Genomic DNA, 18,579 nt, shown 5'->3' on the forward strand with positions numbered 1-18,579 from the left:
TAGCGTTACTTAATTGAGAAACAATGAACGAAGATAATTCTCCCTCTTCTAGCGAAGGTAAGAAAGAAAAGGCAGAAGGTCCGAGTAGAAAGTCCTTCTTTGAACGTCTAGGTCAACTTTTCCAGGGCGATCCTAAAGACCGCCAAGAGCTTGTGGATGTTATCCGCGACTCAGAAGAAAATGACCTGATTGACCACGACACCCGCGATATGCTCGAAGGTGTGATGGAAATCTCCGAAATGCGCGTGCGTGACATTATGATCCCACGTTCGCAAATGGTTACTGTTGAGCGCACTGACGATTTAGACACGCTAATCGCGCTAATTACGGATGCTCAACACTCGCGTTACCCTGTTATCAGCGAGGACAAGGACCATGTGGAAGGCATTCTACTAGCGAAGGACTTACTCAAATACTTAGGCTCAGGCAGCAACCCATTTGATATTGAAGAAGTGATTCGACCTGCAGTTGTGGTTCCGGAAAGCAAACGTGTTGACCGCCTGCTAAAAGAGTTCCGTGAAGAGCGCTATCATATGGCGATTGTTGTCGATGAATTCGGCGGCGTTTCTGGCCTCGTCACCATTGAAGATATCCTAGAAGAAATCGTTGGCGATATTGAAGATGAGTTCGACGAGTCCGAAGAGACTGACATTCGTAAGCTAAGCAAACATACGTTTGCTGTCAGGGCTCTGACAACGATTGAAGAGTTTAATGAGACATTCGGCACCAACTTCAGCGATGAAGAAGTGGATACGGTAGGTGGCATGGTGATGACTGCCTTCGGTCACTTACCTTCTCGTGGTGAGCTGGTTGAAATTGAAAGTTATAACTTCAAAGTCACCGCTGCCGATAACCGTCGTGTCATTCAACTCCAAGTGACCATTCCAGACGAAGAAGCACTGGTTGAAGCCACTCAAGAGTAACGCGATACCCTACTGGGAATATCAGAAAAATATAATGATGAATGTACTCTTTCATCGCCTCAAGCGGCCTTTAGTGGCCGCTTTTGTTGGCGCTTGCACCACTCTGGCTTTTGCTCCTTACCAACTATGGCTGATCGCGATCCTTAGCCCAGCCATACTGCTTATCCTCCTCGCCAATCAGACGCCTAAACGTGCACTTTGGATTGGTTATTCATGGGGCTTTGGCCAATTTGCCACTGGTATTAGCTGGGTATACGTCAGTATTGCTGGCTTTGGCGGTATGCCGCTGATTGCCAATCTATTCTTAATGGGTCTATTAGTTGCCTATCTGGCGGTTTACTCTGGCCTGTTTGCCTGGCTAAAGAACAAATTCTTCCCTCAAATAACCCTAAGCACTACCCTGCTTGCTGCTCCTGCGCTATGGCTGATTACCGATTGGCTGCGTGGCTGGGTAATGACCGGCTTCCCATGGTTATGGCTCGGATACAGCCAGATTGACGCCCCGTTAGCGAGTTTTGCACCTATTGGTGGAGTTGAGCTTCTCACTCTGTTTATTATCATCTCAGCAGGTGCTTTGGCTTACGCTTGGTTGCATAAACAGTGGCTAGTGGTTGTCATACCGGCTGTACTTTTGAGCACAGGCTTTGGTATTCGCCAGTATGATTGGGTGACACCTCGCTCTCAGGACATCACCAAAGTCGCGCTCATCCAAGGCAATGTCGACCAAAAACTGAAATGGCTACCAGCTCAGCGCTGGCCAACCATTATGAAGTACACCGATCTGACTCGTGAAAACTGGGATGCAGATATCATTGTCTGGCCAGAAGCTGCGATTCCCGCTTTTGAGATTGAAGTGTCTTCATTTCTGCAGAATTTAGACAGTGCAGCGAAAATGAACCGTAGCGCCATTATCACTGGTGTGGTGAATCAGAACGAAGACCGACAGTTCTATAACAGCATCCTTTCTCTGGGTGAAACGCCTTACGGTGATTACAGTTTTGACCTGAATGAGCGCTACAATAAGCATCATTTGCTGCCATTTGGTGAGTTCGTGCCGTTTGAGGACATCTTACGCCCACTTGCGCCGTTCTTTAATTTGCCGATGTCATCATTCAGTCGTGGTGACTTCGTTCAGCCGAACATCGTTGCGAATGGCAAGCACATGGCACCCGCTCTGTGTTATGAAATCATCTTTAATGAGCAGGTTCGTCAAAACGTCAACGACGAAACAGACTTTATCCTAACGCTGTCTAACGATGCGTGGTTTGGGCATTCGATTGGTCCACTTCAGCATATGGAAATCGCCCGTATGCGCGCCTTGGAACTGGGTAAGCCACTGATTCGCTCAACGAATAATGGATTAACCGCCGTCACAGACCACAAAGGTAAGATTATCGAGCAGGTACCACAGTTTGAAACCGCAGTACTGCGCGCAGAACTGACTCCAACCGATGGGAAAACGCCCTATCGCATCGTTGGTACCTGGCCATTGTATATTTGGGTAGCGATAAGCTTGATGCTCGCCTGGTGGCGAAAATCACGTTTAATTTAATCAGTCATCCTGAACCGCGACGAAAGAGCGTGATTCAGGATCTACTATCCGAGTTTGTTATATTTAATGGTGTTCGCTTTAATTTACGTGACTGCTTTGAAATCGATTCGTGATGTCGCTATGGCTCCTCGGAATGACGCTAGTGAGTGACAGTTATTTTAAAAATAGTTAAGCGAACAGCACTACCAACTAAAAAAGAGGCGTTGTCGCCTCTTTTTGCATACTTGTTAAGGTTTTAAAGACTGGCGACTAAAGCCGGTGTGCCCACACTTGATACATGGAATGATAATGGTTGGATGGTTATACGTGGTTTTATGGCCACATTCATCGCAAACTAAGGTACCCAAACCAATCACATCACCAGCTTCATACAGGCCTTGATGCTCGAGGTCGTCGAATAGTTCAACCCACTCAACCTTGGTCCGATCGGTAATTTCTAACAATCCTTGCCAGATTGAATCTGCAATCGTTAGGTAAAAAGGACCACTCTTACTGTCTTCGTAATTTTCAGAAAACTCTTTTAAGTCAGATTTGACGTACGCTTTAATCAGAGCCAACTCATCTTGGGTCAGGTCGTTCGCGGCTTCCACCACTTTGCCTGACGTCTCTATCGCTTTGTTAACTTCTTCGGGACTGTGCTTCAAGGTTTCAATCACATCCTCGAGCATTTCCTCATAACCTGTTTTACGTTTAGGCATAACTGACCTCCATCTTTCTCCTGCCTGCGTGACTTGAGTACGCAAGGGTATAGATTGGCTATTGTTGTGATCCCTAGCTTTAGGTATTCTATGACGATCTATTTAAGTCTGTTCTAACCGAACTCACAAATTCCAAGATAACCGGATATCATCGATGCAAGAGCAATACAACCCACAAGACATTGAACAGAAAGTTCAGAAGCACTGGGATGACAACAAGACCTTTGTTGTAAGTGAAGACCCAAATAAAGAAAAATTCTACTGTCTATCTATGTTCCCATACCCAAGTGGTCGACTGCACATGGGTCACGTACGTAACTACACCATCGGTGACGTAGTATCTCGTTTCCAACGCCTGCAAGGCAAAAACGTGATGCAACCAATCGGTTGGGATGCGTTCGGTCTACCAGCAGAAAACGCAGCGGTTAAGAACAACACCGCTCCTGCGCCATGGACTTACGAAAACATCGAGTACATGAAGAACCAACTTAAGATGCTTGGTTTGGGTTACGACTGGGACCGTGAATTCGCAACGTGTACGCCAGAGTACTACCGTTGGGAGCAAGAGTTTTTCACTAAGCTGTACGAAAAAGGCCTGGTTTACAAGAAGATGTCAACAGTTAACTGGGACCCAGTTGACCAGACAGTTCTTGCAAACGAGCAAGTTGTTGACGGCCGCGGCTGGCGTTCTGGAGCAATCGTTGAGCAGAAAGAGATCCCTCAATGGTTCATCAAGATTACTGAATACGCTCAAGAGCTAATCGACGATCTAGACACACTAGATGGCTGGCCTGAAATGGTGAAAACCATGCAGCGCAACTGGATTGGTCGCTCTGAAGGTGTTGAACTGCGATTTGCCTTGAAGGAAGGCCAAGTGAAAGGTCAACAAGACCTGGAAGTTTACACAACGCGTCCAGACACACTAATGGGTGTGACTTACGTGGGTATCGCAGCAGGTCACTCTCTTGCTGCATTGGCAGCAGAGAACAACCCAGAGCTTGCTGCGTTTATCGACGAATGTAAGAACAACAAAGTAGCGGAAGCTGAAATGGCGACAATGGAGAAGAAAGGTATGGCGACTGGCCTTACTGCAATTCACCCATTGAACGGCCGTGAAGTACCAGTATACGTAGCAAACTTCGTATTGATGGACTACGGTACAGGCGCTGTAATGGCAGTACCTGCACATGACCAACGTGACTACGAATTTGCAACTAAGTACGGCCTGGATATCGTTCCTGTCATCAAGCCTGCTGATGGCAGCGAACTAAACATCTCTGAAGAAGCTTACACTGAGAAAGGTGTACTGTTCGATTCTGGTGAGTTCGACGGTCTTGAATTCCAGGCGGCATTCGATGCAATCGCTGCCAAGCTAGAAGCTGAAGGCAAAGGTACTAAGACAGTTAACTTCCGTCTACGTGACTGGGGCGTTTCTCGTCAACGTTACTGGGGCGCTCCAATCCCAATGGTAACCACTGAAGATGGTGAAGTTCACCCGGTACCAGCTGATCAACTACCCGTGATTCTTCCAGAAGACGTGGTTATGGACGGCGTAACGAGCCCAATCAAAGCAGACAAAGAATGGGCGAAGACTACATTCAACGGCGAACCAGCTCTACGTGAGACTGACACGTTCGATACGTTCATGGAATCTTCTTGGTACTACGCGCGTTACTGTTCACCACAAGCAGACGACATCCTGGATCCAGAAAAAGCAAACTACTGGCTACCAGTAGACCAGTACATCGGTGGTATCGAGCACGCTTGTATGCACTTATTGTACTCTCGCTTCTTCCACAAATTACTACGTGATGCAGGTTACGTAACATCTGACGAGCCGTTCAAGCGCCTACTATGTCAAGGCATGGTACTAGCTGATGCATTCTCTTACGAGAACGAGAAAGGCGGTACAGAGTGGGTTGCGCCTACTGATGTTACTGTAGAGCGTGACGGCAAAGGCCGTATCACTTCTGCTAAAGACAACGAAGGCCGTGACGTTGAGCACTCAGGCATGATCAAAATGTCTAAGTCGAAGAACAACGGTATCGACCCGCAAGAGATGGTAGACAAATACGGCGCAGATACAGTGCGTCTATTCATGATGTTCGCTTCTCCAGCAGACATGACACTTGAGTGGCAAGAGTCTGGCGTAGAAGGTGCAAACCGCTTCCTGAAACGTGTTTGGAAACTAGTGAAAGAGCACACAGCAAAAGGTGCGGCAGAAGCGGTTAACGCAGATGCACTTTCTGGTGAGCAAAAAGCACTACGTCGTGACGTTCACAAGACCATTGCGAAAGTAACCGATGATGTGGCTCGTCGCCAGACATTCAACACGGCTATCGCAGCAATCATGGAACTGATGAACAAGCTAGCGAAAGCACCTCAAGAGTCTGCACAAGACCGTGCTATCCTTGATGAAGCACTGAGAGCGGTTGTAGCAATGCTTTACCCTATCACTCCGCACATTTCATACGAGCTATGGACCGCACTGGGTGAGACTGACATCGACAACGCGACTTGGCCAACATTCGATGAGAAAGCACTGGTTGAAGATGAAAAAACCATCGTTGTTCAAGTTAACGGTAAGCTACGTGCGAAATTGACTGTTGCTGCAGATGCAACCAAAGAACAAGTTGAAGAGCTTGGTCTGAACGATGAGAACGTCACTAAGTTCACTGAAGATAAAACCATCCGTAAAGTGATTTACGTTCCGGGTAAACTTCTGAACATCGTTGCAAACTAATCATAGTCTGCAATATATCTCAGCTTAGCGAACTTATTCGCTAACCAAGAGTCATTAAACAGGGTAGTCCTCTACCCTGTTTATTTACCTCAAACCATTCCCACTGAGTGGTTTAAGGTAAATATCCCCCTTATGCAATTTAGGATGAATACAATCAATGCGCTTTTTCTCTTTGATTAAACTACCTGTGGTATTGGTATTAGCCGGACTTCTCTCTGCCTGTGGTTTTCACCTTCGCGGCGAATACTCTGTGCCGGAAGAGCTGCACACCATGTCATTCACTAGCTATGATGAATACAATCAGCTAACCCGCTACGTGAAATCTCAGCTCACACTGAATAAAGTGGAATTAGTTCAACCATCATCAAGCGTACCAAACCTACATCTGATTGAGACAAGCCTTGAAGAACGTACGCTATCGTTATACCAAAACAGCCGTGCGGCAGAGAAAGAACTGACTTACGTTGTACAGTACCGTGTCACTATTCCAGGTTATGGCGCCAAGAACTACACCACCACGGTCAATCGTAATTACCTGGATAACCCACTGACAGCTTTGGCTAAGTCGGTTGAACGCGACGTGATTAAAGATGAAATGCACTTACAAGCTGCCAAGCAAATGATGCGTCAGTTAGGCCAGGTCCGTGCAGAATACGAGTCAGACGAAGTTAACCAGCCAACCACGAACTCAAATTCATAATTAACATGCGAGTATATGCTGACAAGCTGGCGGATCATTTAGCCAAGCACATCAAGCCGATTTACCTGATTTTTGGTAATGAACCCCTGTTAATTCAAGAAAGCCGTCAAGCCATCCGGAAAACCGCATTGCAACACGGTTTTGAGGAAAAGCATCGCTTTGCTGTTGATGCGAGCTTAGATTGGAACCAGGTTTATGACTGCTTTCAAGCGCTCAGCCTGTTTTCCAGCCGCCAACTCATTGAGCTCGAAATACCAGAATCTGGCGTTAATACCGCGATAAGCAAAGAACTGCAGACATTGTCAGAGATGATGCACGATGACATCATGTTGGTCATCATTGGCAGCAAGCTGACCAAAGCGCAGGAAAACAGTAAATGGTTTAAGTCACTGAGTACAAAAGGTGATTGGGTAAGTTGCCTGACACCAGACCTTCAGCGTCTGCCAATGTTCATTCAAGCACGCTGTCGCATACTTGGTTTGAAACCGGACCAGCAATCGCTGCAAATGCTCGCTCAGTGGCATGAGGGTAACTTGTTCGCACTGTCACAAAGCCTAGAAAAACTGGCTCTGCTTTATCCTGATGGCGAACTCACCATTGTGCGCTTAGAAGAAGCGTTGAGCCGCCATAACCATTTTACAACGTTCCACTGGATTGATGCCTTGCTTGCCGGAAAAGCTAACCGAGCTCAACGAATTTTACGTCAGCTAGAAGCTGAGGGCGTTGAGGCGGTGATTCTTATTCGTAGTGTGCAAAAAGAGTTCAACCAACTGCTGAGCATGCATCGTGATTTGACCAAGACGAACATCAGTCAAGTGTTTGAAAAATATCGAGTGTGGCAAAATAAACGCCCTTTATACAACGCAGCTTTGACTCGCCTTTCAGCCAGCCGAATCCTTAGTCTTATGTCTCTTTTGGCTCAGGCAGAGATAAAAGCCAAAACCCAGTATGACGAATCTGTATGGCCAACTATTCATCAATTGAGCCTGGAAACCTGCTCTCCTGATATTAAGCTGGCAATTTAAAAACCAAAGCGTGATATAGTGCGCGACCCGTTTTGCCCAGATTAGCGCAAAACGATTTAGAGATAAGAGATAAACCGAGGAAAACCGAGTGCTTCGCGAAGAACTGAAAGACTTTTTAGCTGATAAAGCCGACGATATGAAAGCGGAAGATATCATCATCCTGAATGTGGAAGACAAATCGAGCGTGACCGATTACATGATCATCTGCACGGGTACGTCTAAACGCCACGTTTCATCCATCGCTGATCACGTAGCGTCTGAAGTAAAAAAAGCTGGCCTTGAACCTTTGGGCATGGAAGGTGAGAACGAAGGTGAATGGGTGGTTCTGGATATGGGCGATGCCATGCTGCACGTGATGCAAGAAGAACACCGCGAACTGTACCAACTAGAAAAACTCTGGGGTTAATCTTTTGAAAATTCAACTCATTGCTGTTGGTACCAAAATGCCAAAGTGGGTCGAGGAAGGCTTTCAAGAGTATCGCCGTCGTTTCCCGCACGATATGCCACTTGAATTGGTGGAGATCCCTGCAGGAAAACGCGGCAAGAACGCCGACATAGCGCGCATTCTGCAAAAAGAAGGCGAAGCGATGCTGGCTGCTGTACCAAAAGGGAGCCGAATCGTCACTCTGGATATCCCTGGCAAAAAGTGGGACACCCCACAACTGGCTGAGCAACTAGAAGCCTGGAAACTCGATGGGCGTGACGTATCGATCTTGATCGGTGGCCCGGAAGGTTTGGCACCAGCATGCAAAGCAGCCGCAGACCAAAGCTGGTCATTATCAGCCTTAACGTTACCTCACCCTCTGGTACGTATTGTCATGGCTGAAAGCTTATACCGAGCGTGGAGCATTACTGCTAACCACCCTTATCATCGCGAATAATCGCTGTTTAACCTTAGAGCCACGCGTTAATGATTCATAGACGCCGCAGTCAAATTCGAGATTATCAAGCCGAAGCGCGCCTGTTTGCCAGTCGCGCTATCGTAGCATTTATCGGTATCGTCATTTTGATGGGAACACTGGTCGCCAATATGTACAACATTCAGGTGAACCAGTTCCAGGACTACCAAACTCGCTCTAATGACAACCGTATTAAGATCGTACCCATTGCGCCCAACCGTGGGCTTATTTATGATCGAAACGGCGTGTTGCTGGCGGAAAACCGCCCTGTTTTTAACTTGGAGCTGACTCCAGAAAAAGTGAAAGACATCGATGATACTATCAAAGCGCTGCAAACCATTCTGGAAATCACGCCAGAACAAATTGAACGCTTTCATCGCGAACGCAAGCGCACCCGTCGCTTTAAATCGGTTCCTCTTCTCACGCAGCTGGATGAAAAGCAAGTTGCTGTATTTTCAGTCAACCAATATCGCTTCCCCGGCGTAGAGATCAGTGCGACCCTAAAACGGTACTATCCATTTAGCGAAGTACTTACGCACGTAATTGGCTACGTTTCTCGCATCAATGATCGAGATATGCAGCGCCTGATTCGCGAAGAAAAAGCCTCAAACTATCAAGCGACCCGAGACATCGGTAAGCTCGGTATTGAGAAATTCTACGAAGACCTGCTCCACGGAACGGCCGGCTATCAAGAAGTCGAAGTCAACAGTCGTGGACGCGTGATCCGCACGCTGAAATATGTGCCACCTATCGCAGGTAAAGATATTGTCTTAAATCTCGATATCAATATACAGCTGTACGTGCACCAGCTACTAGATGGTCGTCGCGGCAGTGCCGTGGTTATCGATCCAAGGGATAATGGTGTGTTAGCAATGGTCTCTAGCCCGAGCTACGATCCCAATGCCTTCGTTCATGGTATTTCTGGTAAGGCTTATCGTGCGCTACTCAACAATAAAAACCGACCACTGGTGAACCGAACGACGTTAGGGATTTATCCACCAGCATCGACCATCAAACCATTCATGGCCGTCGCAGCGTTGCAAGAAGGTGTTGTGACACCCCAAACAACCCGCAACGACCCCGGCTACTGGCGTATTCCAAACTCTAACACACGTCCATACCGTGACTGGCTGCGTTGGGGACATGGTCGAGTGGATATCATCAAATCGATTGAAGAATCGGTGGATACCTTCTTCTACCAAGTGGCTTACGATATGGGTATCGATCGCATTTCCAGCTGGATGATGATGTTCGGCTTTGGTGATTACACTGGAATTGATATTTACGAAGAAAGTAAAGCAAACATGCCGACCCGTGAGTGGAAAATGTCTCGCCACAGAACACCTTGGTATAAAGGCGATACGATCCCGGTAGGTATTGGGCAGGGTTACTGGACTGCAACGCCAATGCAAATAGCTAAAGCGACTTCAGTTCTGGTCAACGACGGAGCCGTTACTGCCCCACACTTGCTTAAAGCTTCCATCAACAATGGTGGCAATTTCGACGAGCAGCACTCAGAGGAATACCTGACTTATCCGCCGATTAAAGACGTACCGAAGAAGTACTGGGATATGGCGAAAGAAGGCATGCGCCGGGTAAACCATGGGGTTCGTGGCACAGCTCGTCGTTCGTTTTATGACATGAGCTACGAAACCGCCGGTAAATCCGGTACTGCTCAGGTATTCGGACTTGCTGAAGACGAAGAGTATAAGGCAGATGAAGTCGCCGAGCATTTGCGTGACCACGCCTTGTTCACTGGCTTTGCACCGTTTGATGAGCCAAAAGTGGTCGTGACCGTGGTACTTGAAAACGCGGGTGGCGGCTCAAGTAATGGCGCGCCTGTAGCAAGAAAAATCTTTGACCGTGTCGTACTCGGCCCAGAAAAAATCGAGCCTGAAGAAGATGAAAACAACGTTAAGCAAGAGGCAACGCAATAATGAAAATGGATCCCTCTACAGGTAAAAACCGGGCCCTGTTTGAACGCTTCCATATTGACTTGCCACTGCTACTCGGCATTTTAGCCTTGATGGCATTTGGCTTGGTTATCATGTACAGCGCCAGCGGCCAAAGTTTAGCTATGATGGATCGTCAGGCCATGCGGATGGCTCTCTCTCTTGTGGTGATGGTTGCACTAGCACAACTTTCACCACGTACTTATGAGAGTCTGGCCCCTTTAATGTTTGCGTCAGGAGTCATCTTGCTTTTTGGCGTGCTGTTTTTTGGTGAAGCTTCCAAAGGCGCCCAGCGCTGGCTGAACCTTGGTTTCGTCCGATTCCAGCCCTCTGAGCTACTCAAGCTGGCCGTGCCTTTGATGGTGGCACGCTATATTGGTCGTCAGCCACTCCCACCCACCTTTAAGACCCTGCTAGTTGCTCTGGTCATGGTGTGCGTTCCTACTATACTGATTGCCAAGCAACCTGATTTAGGGACTTCTATCCTGATCGCAGCATCCGGTATTTTTGTTATTTTCCTTGCGGGCATCAGTTGGAAAATTATTGCAGCGGCCGCGGTTGCCCTGGGTGGATTTATTCCGATTCTGTGGTTCTTCCTAATGCGAGAGTATCAAAAGACTCGTGTACGAACGTTATTTAACCCAGAGTCCGATCCCTTAGGTGCCGGCTACCATATCATCCAGAGTAAGATTGCGATTGGATCGGGTGGTATTTCAGGTAAAGGTTGGTTGCAAGGAACACAATCCCAATTGGAATTTCTTCCAGAGCGACACACTGACTTTATCTTTGCAGTAATTGCTGAAGAATGGGGTATGATTGGCTTTCTTTGCTTATTAGCCATCTATCTTTTCATTATTGGCCGAGGTCTTTACCTTGCCAGTCAAGCGCAGACCGCATTTGGACGAATGATGGCAGGCAGTATTGTACTTAGCTTTTTTGTGTATATTTTCGTAAATATTGGCATGGTAAGTGGCATCCTTCCCGTTGTAGGCGTACCGCTACCCCTAATCAGTTATGGTGGTACTTCAATGGTGACCTTGATGGCTGGCTTTGGTATTTTAATGTCTATTCATACGCACCGAAAAGCATTCTCTAAGGCAACCTAGACATGCAAAAACGCGCTTTATATTCCTTAGCTTTTTCTGCAATTATTCTGGCTGGCTGCTCATCAACCAGCCAAAAAAGCCAGCAGGATGGTCGTTACGAACTTGAGTCTGATGTCGCACCAGACACGCCACTCTCAGTGGATCATATTGAAGACGCCTACCCTAAGTACGAACCATACAGCTTAGGCGGCAACAGAGACTACCACCTGCGCGGCAAGAACTACCAAATAGTACGTGACGCGAAAGGCTTTACGGAAAAGGGACGCGCCTCCTGGTACGGTAAAAAGTTTCAGGGTCATTTGACGTCAAACGGTGAAATCTACGACATGTACTCAATGACAGCGGCGCACAAAACATTGCCTCTGCCTAGCTACGTTAAAGTGACCAACACCGATAACGGCAAAACAACCGTAGTACGCGTCAATGACCGGGGTCCATTCCACGATGGTCGAATTATTGATTTAAGCTATGCCGCAGCACATAAGTTAGGCGTGATTAAAACCGGCACTGCCAATGTCAAAATTGAAGTTATCAACGTTGATAAACCAACCGACAAAAAGTCTCTGGATGGTCATCCTAAATACGTTATTCAGGTCGCATCTTCAAAAAATGAAAATCGCGCCCGAACTTTAGGTTCAGAACTCGGTCAAAAGCTGGATACGGATACTTTCCTAGAAAATGCGAAAGAATCGTATCGCTTGTTATTAGGCCCGTTTAGTGACTATTCCCTGACGCAAGCCACGTTGGATAAAGTAAAATTGCTCGGCTATCCGTCTGCATTTATTAAAAAACACAACACTGTAAAATGACGTAGGTTCATGGATTTCTAGTTGAATCCCCTCTGAATATCACCGGGGATTCTGATAAGATGTCCGCAGTTAAACCCAAAAATTTGAATTACCATGAATAAAAATAAGTTTGTGAAATCTATTCTCGTCTCATCCGTTGCGCTTTCAGCAACCTTCGCTCAATCTGCTTTTGCTGCACCGATCGTGGTACCAGACTCTCCTCAAATCGCAGCGAAAGGCTACGTGCTGATGGATTACCATTCAGGAAAAGTACTGGCAGAGAAAGAGATGAACACAAAATTGTCTCCTGCTAGTCTGACTAAAATGATGACCAGCTATGTTATTGGCCAAGAGCTAGCGCGTGGTAATATTTCAGAAGATGATGATGTCACCATCAGTAAAAACGCCTGGGCGAAAAACTTCCCGGATTCTTCAAAAATGTTCATTGAAGTGGGCACCACCGTAAAAGTAAAAGACCTGAACCGTGGCATTATCATTCAGTCAGGTAACGATGCGTGTGTAGCAATGGCAGAGCACATCGCCGGTTCGGAAGATGCTTTCGTTGATCTAATGAACGCATGGGCAAACACTCTAGGTATGAGTAACTCGCACTTTGCCAACGTGCACGGTTTAGATAACCCAGAACTTTACTCAACGCCATACGACATGGCACTGCTAGGTAAAGCGCTTATCCGTGATGTACCAAACGAGTACCGCGTTTACGCTGAGAAGAAATTCACCTACAACGGCATTACCCAATACAACCGTAACGGCTTGCTTTGGGATAAGAGCATGAACGTTGACGGTATCAAGACAGGCCACACAAGTAACGCGGGTTACAGCTTGGTAAGTTCAGCGACTGAAGGCCAAATGCGTCTGGTTGCGGTAGTGATGGGGACTAAAGATGCTAACGCTCGTAAATCAGAAAGTAAAAAACTGCTAAGTTACGGCTTCCGCTTCTTCGAAACTGTTGCTCCACATAAAGCTGGCGAAACGTTCGTAGAAGAAAAAGTATGGATGGGTAACAAAGACACGGTTGCACTGGGTCTGGATAAAGATACTTTCGTAACCCTTCCACGCGGTGAAGCAAAGAACCTAAAAGCAAGCTTTGTACTTGAAAAAGAGCTAGAAGCCCCAATTAATAAAGGTGATGTAGTTGGTAAGCTATACTATCAAATCGATGGTGAAGATATTGCCGAATACCCGCTAATGGCGCTGGAAACCGTAGAACAAGGCAGCCTGTTTAGCCGTATGTGGGATTACATCGTATTGTTAGTTAAGAGCTTCTTCTAAAGACAGCTAAAGATTAACAAACCGATTCATTAAGCCGCCGACTATGGCGGCTTTTTAAGTCAATTATCCTCACCTTGAGTTCAGCTTAATTTGACTGTACTATTTCGCACCGCAACGAATACCAACTGGAGTTACCGATATGCTAACCATCAACTCTGATGCTAAATTAAAAGACCTGCTTGAGTTCCCTTGTTCTTTTACTTACAAGGTAATGGGTCATGCAAAGCCTGAGCTTCCAGAACTTGTTCTCGAAGTCATTCAGCGCCATGCACCTGGTGACTACAGCCCAACAGTAAAACCTAGTGCGAAGGGCAACTACCACTCGGTGTCTATCAATATCACAGCGACCTCAATCGAGCAGGTTGAAGTCCTTTATAAAGAACTGGGCGAAATCGACATCGTTCGTATGGTTCTATAAATATTTGATAAATTAAATTTTTTTTGAAAGCAGCTACGGCTGCTTTCTTTTTACATATCAATAAGATAATAAAACTTTACTCTGCTTTGAGTTAAAAAACTGTTACTCAATGGTAGAGTAGAAGGATTATCCAGTTTATAATCCAAACACTTTATATAATCGCGACAGGAAATACCATGCAACACCAACTTGTTGTAAAACGACTTGGCCGCCAGGACTATGAGCCCGTATGGAAGGCAATGCATGAGTTCACAGACCAACGTACAGAAGAGACACCTGATGAAGTTTGGTTGGTAGAACATAACCCAGTATTTACCCAGGGTCAGGCTGGTAAAGCCGAGCACCTGATCAACACTGGCGATATTCCTGTCGTGCAAAGTGACCGCGGCGGTCAAGTGACTTACCATGGTCCGGGCCAGTTAGTCGCTTATTTCTTGATCAACCTGCGCCGTAAAAAATTAGGCGTACGAGATCTCGTTACCAACATCGAGAACCTCGTGATCAACACGCTAAAAGCATACAATATCGACTCTGCAGCAAGACCAGACGCGCCTGGTGTCTACGTCGATAGCAAGAAAATATGCTCTCTCGGCTTACGTATTCGTAAAGGCTGTTCCTTTCATGGCCTCGCCTTAAACGTCAATATGGATTTAACACCATTCCTGCGTATTAACCCTTGCGGGTACGAAGGTATGGAAATGGTTCAGGTCAGCCAAGTGGGTGGACCGGACGATGTGGAAGCTGTAGAAAAGCAACTAATACAAGAACTCGTTACTTTGCTCGACTACGAGCAAGTGGAATTCAGCACAGAAGCACCTTCTCAAGGTAATAAAGCATGAGCAAACCAATCCAGATGGAAAAAGGCGTTAAATATCGTGACGCCGACAAAATGGCATTGATTCCAGTAAAGAACATGCCTACAGAGCAGAAACAAGTGCTGCGTAAGCCTGATTGGATGAAGATCAAGCTACCAGCCGATAGCCAGCGAATCCAAGACATCAAAGCAGCAATGCGTAAGAACAAGCTTCACTCTGTATGTGAAGAAGCATCTTGCCCTAACCTGGCTGAATGTTTTAACCACGGTACTGCGACCTTTATGATCCTGGGCGCAATCTGTACTCGTCGCTGTCCGTTCTGTGATGTTGCTCATGGCCGCCCTCTTCCTCCTGAAGCAGAAGAGCCACAAAAGCTGGCGAAAACCATCGCTGATATGAAGCTGAAGTATGTAGTAATCACTTCTGTAGACCGTGATGATCTGCGTGACGGTGGTGCACAGCACTTCGCTGACTGTAACCGCGAGATCCGTGCATTGAACCCTAACATCAAGATTGAGACTCTGGTTCCTGACTTCCGTGGTCGTATGGACGTAGCTCTTGATCTGATGAAAGATAACCCGCCAGATGTTTTCAACCACAACTTGGAAACTGCGCCACGTCTTTACCGTAAAGCTCGTCCGGGTGCAAACTACAAGTGGTCTCTGCAACTATTGAAGAAATTCAAAGAACAGCACCCAGATGTACCGACTAAGTCAGGTCTGATGATGGGTCTTGGCGAGACTAAAGAAGAGATCGTCGAAGTACTGAAAGATCTGCGCGAACACGGTGTAACTATGCTGACGCTTGGTCAGTACCTGGCGCCAAGCCGTCACCACTTGCCAGTAGAACGTTACGTTCCGCCATCAGAGTTTGATGAGCTTAAAGAGATCGCCCTAGAACTTGGTTTTACACACGCCGCGTGTGGTCCATTTGTTCGCTCTTCATACCATGCCGATATGCAGGCTCAAGGTATCGAAATCAAGTAATCTATTGATTCTAAATCTAAAAAGGTTGGCGCTTCGCCAACCTTTTTTGTATCTGGTAAGTGATGCTCAAAAGCTATTCCACCACCGTCATTCTGAACAGCGACGAAGGAGCGTGATTCAGAATCTGTTTTCAGAGTACAGATGACTTTGGGGAAGACTTTGAGTAAAAGAGTGTGCCGCAACAAGATTCCTGATCTCGCCTAGGCTCGTCGGAATGACGTGGTTTGGATATTTTGAAGGGGACAGTGTCGGTAGCCATCCCCTAACCACACTCACCCTTCGCTATAACGAATGACAAACTCTTTCCATATGCCAGAAAAACAAAAAGGCCCTCAATTGAGGACCTTTCATATATCAATGTTCAAAGTAGATGAGTCGAGTTCAAGGAGAACACACGGAGTTTGCGCGAGCAAATGAGTATGTTCGACACCGAAATCGGCTTACTCTATGAAGAACAATTATGCGTAAACTGGTAGACGCTTACAAATATCTAGCACTTTCTGTTTTGTTGCTTCGATAACTTCTTGGTTGTCGATGCTATCAAGAACGTCACACATCCAGTTCGCAAGCTCTTTTGCGTCTTCTACTGTGAAGCCACGGCGAGTGATTGCTGGCGTACCAACACGGATACCAGACGTTACGAATGGGCTACGTGGGTCATTTGGTACTGAGTTTTTGTTTACTGTGATGTTCGCTGCGCCTAGTGCTGCATCCGCTTCTTTACCAGTAATGTTCTTGTCGATTAGATCAACCAGGAACAGATGATTTTCTGTACCGTTAGAAACGATTTTGTAACCACGCTCTTGGAACTGAGCAACCATTGCTTTCGCGTTTTCTACAACGCGAGCTTGGTATGCTTTAAATTCAGGCTCCATTGCTTCTTTGAACGCTACCGCTTTACCAGCGATCACGTGCATTAGAGGACCACCTTGACCACCAGGGAAGACAGCTGAGTTCAGCTTTTTGTACATGTCTTCGCCAGCGTTAGACAGGATAAGGCCACCACGTGGACCTGCTAGTGTTTTGTGCGTCGTTGTCGTTACAACGTGTGCGTATGGTACTGGTGTTGGGTAAACACCTGCCGCGATAAGACCAGCAACGTGAGCCATATCTACGAATAGGTAAGCATCCACTTTGTCTGCGATTTCACGCATGCGTTTCCAGTCAACGATTTGAGAGTAAGCAGAGAAACCACCGATGATCATCTTAGGCTTGTGCTCAATCGCAAGCGCTTCCATCTCGTCGTAGTTGATTTGACCAGCTTCGTCGATACCGTAAGGGATAACGTTATAGTGCTTACCAGAGAAGTTTACTGGAGAACCGTGAGTCAGGTGACCACCGTGTGCCAGGCTCATGCCTAGTACTGTGTCGCCCGGGTTAAGCAGCGCCATGTATACTGCGCTGTTTGCTTGAGAACCTGAGTGAGGCTGTACGTTTGCGTATTCACAACCGAATAATTCGCACGCGCGATCGATTGCTAGTTGTTCTGCTTTATCTACGTACTCACAACCGCCGTAGTAACGCTTGCCTGGGTAGCCTTCAGCGTATTTGTTCGTTAGCTGAGAACCTTGAGCTTCCATTACACGTGGGCTTGTGTAGTTTTCAGAAGCGATAAGTTCAATGTGTTCTTCCTGGCGAAGAGTTTCTTCCTGGATAGCTGCGAACAGTTCCGCATCGTAATCTGCGATGTTCATATCACGCTTAAGCATCTGTATCTCCTGACTCAGATTAGTACTGAAATTGGCAAAAAAACTGTTTAATGACCGAGCGCAAACGTTTCCGTCACCCTAATGGCGCGCATTCTACATAATTTGATCTAGGTCATAAAGAGAAAATTTAAATTTTTCTCATGCAGTTTTTTCATGATGACGAGTAATAAATATCATGTCGATGTTGCAATTATTTAAACAACAGTCATTACTGTCAATTTTGCGCTTTACACCCTGTAAAACAGCAATTACATAGGTTTACCGTAAATTTCGGCCTCTAGCTACCGAAAAGATCATCTTTTTACTATTATGCTCGCCTTATTTCTCACCGATGACTGCAACTTTGATGGAAAAACACTCGCTAAAAGAAGACTGGATAGCAATTCTCACGGGCACCTTTTTGGTAGCTCAAGGCGTTTTCTTTCTCCAATCCGCGCAACTCCTGACTGGAGGAACCACCGGATTGGCTTTGCTTATTAGCCAATTTACACCTTTTACCTTTGGTGTGCTGTACTTTTTAGCTAACTGCCCTTTTTATCTGTTAGCCTGGAAACGCTTTGGCCGTCATTTTGCCATCAACAGTGTCATTTCTGGTGCTTTAGTTTCAATTTTTGCCGATCATCTTTATTTACTGATTTCATTAGAGTCCATCAATGAAGTCTATTGCGCTGTCGCGGGCGGGTTATTAATGGGATTAGGTATGCTGATCTTATTCCGTCATCGTTCTAGTCTGGGCGGTTTTAACGTGTTGTGCTTGTTTATCCAGGATAAATTTGGCATTTCAGTCGGCAAGAGTCAGATGGCGATTGATGTGTGTATCGTATTGGCATCGATGTTCTTCGTGTCACCTTGGATAATCGCTCTGTCAGCTTTAGGGGCGTTTGCGCTCAACCTGGTACTCGCCATGAACCACAAGCCACATCGATACTCTGTCACTTACGGCTCTCAATAAACCTCGACGAAAAAGAAAAA

17 protein-coding genes are annotated in these 18,579 nt (G+C 46.4%); 15 read left to right on the top strand and 2 right to left on the bottom strand.

All coding sequences use genetic code 11. From position 1 onward, the window contains the following. Positions 1–23: 23 nt before the first annotated feature. Positions 24–923 (top strand): CNNM family magnesium/cobalt transport protein CorC, encoded by a 900-nt coding sequence (corC, locus tag OO774_RS12080; RefSeq protein WP_264902909.1) that lies wholly within the window; start codon positions 24–26, stop codon positions 921–923. A 34-nt stretch (positions 924–957) separates the two neighbouring features. Then, a complete protein-coding gene (lnt, locus tag OO774_RS12085; RefSeq protein ID WP_264902910.1) occupies positions 958–2,475 on the top strand; it encodes an apolipoprotein N-acyltransferase in 1,518 nt (505 codons plus the stop codon). A 227-nt stretch (positions 2,476–2,702) separates the two neighbouring features. Here the strand turns inward: lnt and OO774_RS12090 are convergent, their stop codons facing one another. After that, entirely contained in the window at positions 2,703–3,173 is a 471-nt protein-coding gene (locus tag OO774_RS12090; RefSeq protein ID WP_264902911.1) for a zinc ribbon-containing protein, read from the bottom strand. 154 nt (positions 3,174–3,327) lie between these two features. Here OO774_RS12090 and leuS point away from each other — a divergent pair, with 154 nt between their 5' ends. From leuS to lipA, 12 genes are all read left to right on the top strand, one after another. After that, positions 3,328–5,916: a leucine--tRNA ligase gene (gene leuS, locus OO774_RS12095; RefSeq protein ID WP_264902912.1), complete on the top strand. Its 2,589-nt coding sequence runs from the start codon at positions 3,328–3,330 to the stop codon at positions 5,914–5,916. 157 nt (positions 5,917–6,073) lie between these two features. Then, positions 6,074–6,616, top strand: coding sequence for an LPS assembly lipoprotein LptE (gene lptE / locus OO774_RS12100; protein ID WP_264902913.1), 543 nt, complete (start codon positions 6,074–6,076; stop codon positions 6,614–6,616). Between the two features lie 5 nt (positions 6,617–6,621). Beyond that, positions 6,622–7,641, top strand: a complete 1,020-nt coding sequence (holA, locus tag OO774_RS12105) for a DNA polymerase III subunit delta (protein ID WP_264902914.1) — start codon at positions 6,622–6,624, stop codon at positions 7,639–7,641. An 88-nt stretch (positions 7,642–7,729) separates the two neighbouring features. After that, positions 7,730–8,047 (top strand): ribosome silencing factor, encoded by a 318-nt coding sequence (gene rsfS, locus OO774_RS12110; RefSeq protein ID WP_264902915.1) that lies wholly within the window; start codon positions 7,730–7,732, stop codon positions 8,045–8,047. Between the two features lie 4 nt (positions 8,048–8,051). After that, positions 8,052–8,522 (top strand): 23S rRNA (pseudouridine(1915)-N(3))-methyltransferase RlmH, encoded by a 471-nt coding sequence (rlmH, locus tag OO774_RS12115; RefSeq protein WP_010446437.1) that lies wholly within the window; start codon positions 8,052–8,054, stop codon positions 8,520–8,522. A 29-nt stretch (positions 8,523–8,551) separates the two neighbouring features. Beyond that, positions 8,552–10,477 carry a penicillin-binding protein 2 gene (gene mrdA, locus OO774_RS12120; protein ID WP_264902916.1) on the top strand — a complete coding sequence of 642 codons (1,926 nt, stop codon included), beginning with the start codon at positions 8,552–8,554 and terminating at the stop codon, positions 10,475–10,477. Then, positions 10,477–11,598, top strand: a complete 1,122-nt coding sequence (rodA, locus tag OO774_RS12125; protein ID WP_264902917.1) for a rod shape-determining protein RodA — start codon at positions 10,477–10,479, stop codon at positions 11,596–11,598. The genes mrdA and rodA overlap by 1 nt, the downstream gene beginning before the upstream one ends. Before the next feature lie 2 nt (positions 11,599–11,600). After that, complete coding sequence (locus OO774_RS12130) at positions 11,601–12,407, top strand: septal ring lytic transglycosylase RlpA family protein (protein ID WP_264902918.1); 807 nt, start codon at positions 11,601–11,603, stop codon at positions 12,405–12,407. A 93-nt stretch (positions 12,408–12,500) separates the two neighbouring features. After that, positions 12,501–13,679: a serine hydrolase gene (locus OO774_RS12135; RefSeq protein ID WP_264902919.1), complete on the top strand. Its 1,179-nt coding sequence runs from the start codon at positions 12,501–12,503 to the stop codon at positions 13,677–13,679. A gap of 139 nt (positions 13,680–13,818) precedes the next feature. Further along, the gene (gene ybeD / locus OO774_RS12140) at positions 13,819–14,097 is read left to right on the top strand and encodes a DUF493 family protein YbeD (RefSeq protein ID WP_014231044.1); all 279 of its coding nucleotides are present in this window, start codon (positions 13,819–13,821) and stop codon (positions 14,095–14,097) included. 176 nt (positions 14,098–14,273) lie between these two features. Further along, complete coding sequence (gene lipB, locus OO774_RS12145) at positions 14,274–14,936, top strand: lipoyl(octanoyl) transferase LipB (protein ID WP_263838153.1); 663 nt, start codon at positions 14,274–14,276, stop codon at positions 14,934–14,936. Then, positions 14,933–15,898 (top strand): lipoyl synthase, encoded by a 966-nt coding sequence (lipA, locus tag OO774_RS12150; RefSeq protein WP_014231042.1) that lies wholly within the window; start codon positions 14,933–14,935, stop codon positions 15,896–15,898. The genes lipB and lipA overlap by 4 nt, the downstream gene beginning before the upstream one ends. 458 nt (positions 15,899–16,356) lie before the next feature. On the opposite strand, the gene glyA is transcribed toward lipA, so the two are convergent. Further along, the gene (glyA, locus tag OO774_RS12155; protein ID WP_264902920.1) at positions 16,357–17,607 is read right to left on the bottom strand and encodes a serine hydroxymethyltransferase; all 1,251 of its coding nucleotides are present in this window, start codon (positions 17,605–17,607) and stop codon (positions 16,357–16,359) included. Positions 17,608–17,953: 346 nt separating this feature from the next. On the opposite strand from glyA, the gene OO774_RS12160 reads away from it, so the two are divergent. Next, on the top strand, positions 17,954–18,559 hold the full coding sequence (locus OO774_RS12160; RefSeq protein ID WP_264902921.1) for a YitT family protein: 606 nt from the start codon (positions 17,954–17,956) through the stop codon (positions 18,557–18,559). Positions 18,560–18,579: the final 20 nt, after the last annotated feature.

Source organism: Vibrio sp. STUT-A11, from assembly GCF_026000435.1.
Taxonomy (GTDB): domain Bacteria; phylum Pseudomonadota; class Gammaproteobacteria; order Enterobacterales; family Vibrionaceae; genus Vibrio.

Bases quoted from the DNA above. Each gene is read 5' to 3' on its own strand.
- lipB (WP_263838153.1), top strand. From the start codon at position 14,274: ATGCAACACCAACTTGTTGTAAAACGACTTGGCCGCCAGGACTATGAG.
- rodA (WP_264902917.1), top strand. From the start codon at position 10,477: ATGAAAATGGATCCCTCTACAGGTAAAAACCGGGCCCTGTTTGAACGC.
- glyA (WP_264902920.1), bottom strand. From the start codon at position 17,607: ATGCTTAAGCGTGATATGAACATCGCAGATTACGATGCGGAACTGTTC.
- mrdA (WP_264902916.1), top strand. From the start codon at position 8,552: ATGATTCATAGACGCCGCAGTCAAATTCGAGATTATCAAGCCGAAGCG.
- lnt (WP_264902910.1), top strand. From the start codon at position 958: ATGATGAATGTACTCTTTCATCGCCTCAAGCGGCCTTTAGTGGCCGCT.
- OO774_RS12090 (WP_264902911.1), bottom strand. From the start codon at position 3,173: ATGCCTAAACGTAAAACAGGTTATGAGGAAATGCTCGAGGATGTGATT.
- OO774_RS12130 (WP_264902918.1), top strand. From the start codon at position 11,601: ATGCAAAAACGCGCTTTATATTCCTTAGCTTTTTCTGCAATTATTCTG.
- OO774_RS12135 (WP_264902919.1), top strand. From the start codon at position 12,501: ATGAATAAAAATAAGTTTGTGAAATCTATTCTCGTCTCATCCGTTGCG.
- corC (WP_264902909.1), top strand. From the start codon at position 24: ATGAACGAAGATAATTCTCCCTCTTCTAGCGAAGGTAAGAAAGAAAAG.
- lipA (WP_014231042.1), top strand. From the start codon at position 14,933: ATGAGCAAACCAATCCAGATGGAAAAAGGCGTTAAATATCGTGACGCC.
- leuS (WP_264902912.1), top strand. From the start codon at position 3,328: ATGCAAGAGCAATACAACCCACAAGACATTGAACAGAAAGTTCAGAAG.
- ybeD (WP_014231044.1), top strand. From the start codon at position 13,819: ATGCTAACCATCAACTCTGATGCTAAATTAAAAGACCTGCTTGAGTTC.
- lptE (WP_264902913.1), top strand. From the start codon at position 6,074: ATGCGCTTTTTCTCTTTGATTAAACTACCTGTGGTATTGGTATTAGCC.
- holA (WP_264902914.1), top strand. From the start codon at position 6,622: ATGCGAGTATATGCTGACAAGCTGGCGGATCATTTAGCCAAGCACATC.
- OO774_RS12160 (WP_264902921.1), top strand. From the start codon at position 17,954: ATGGAAAAACACTCGCTAAAAGAAGACTGGATAGCAATTCTCACGGGC.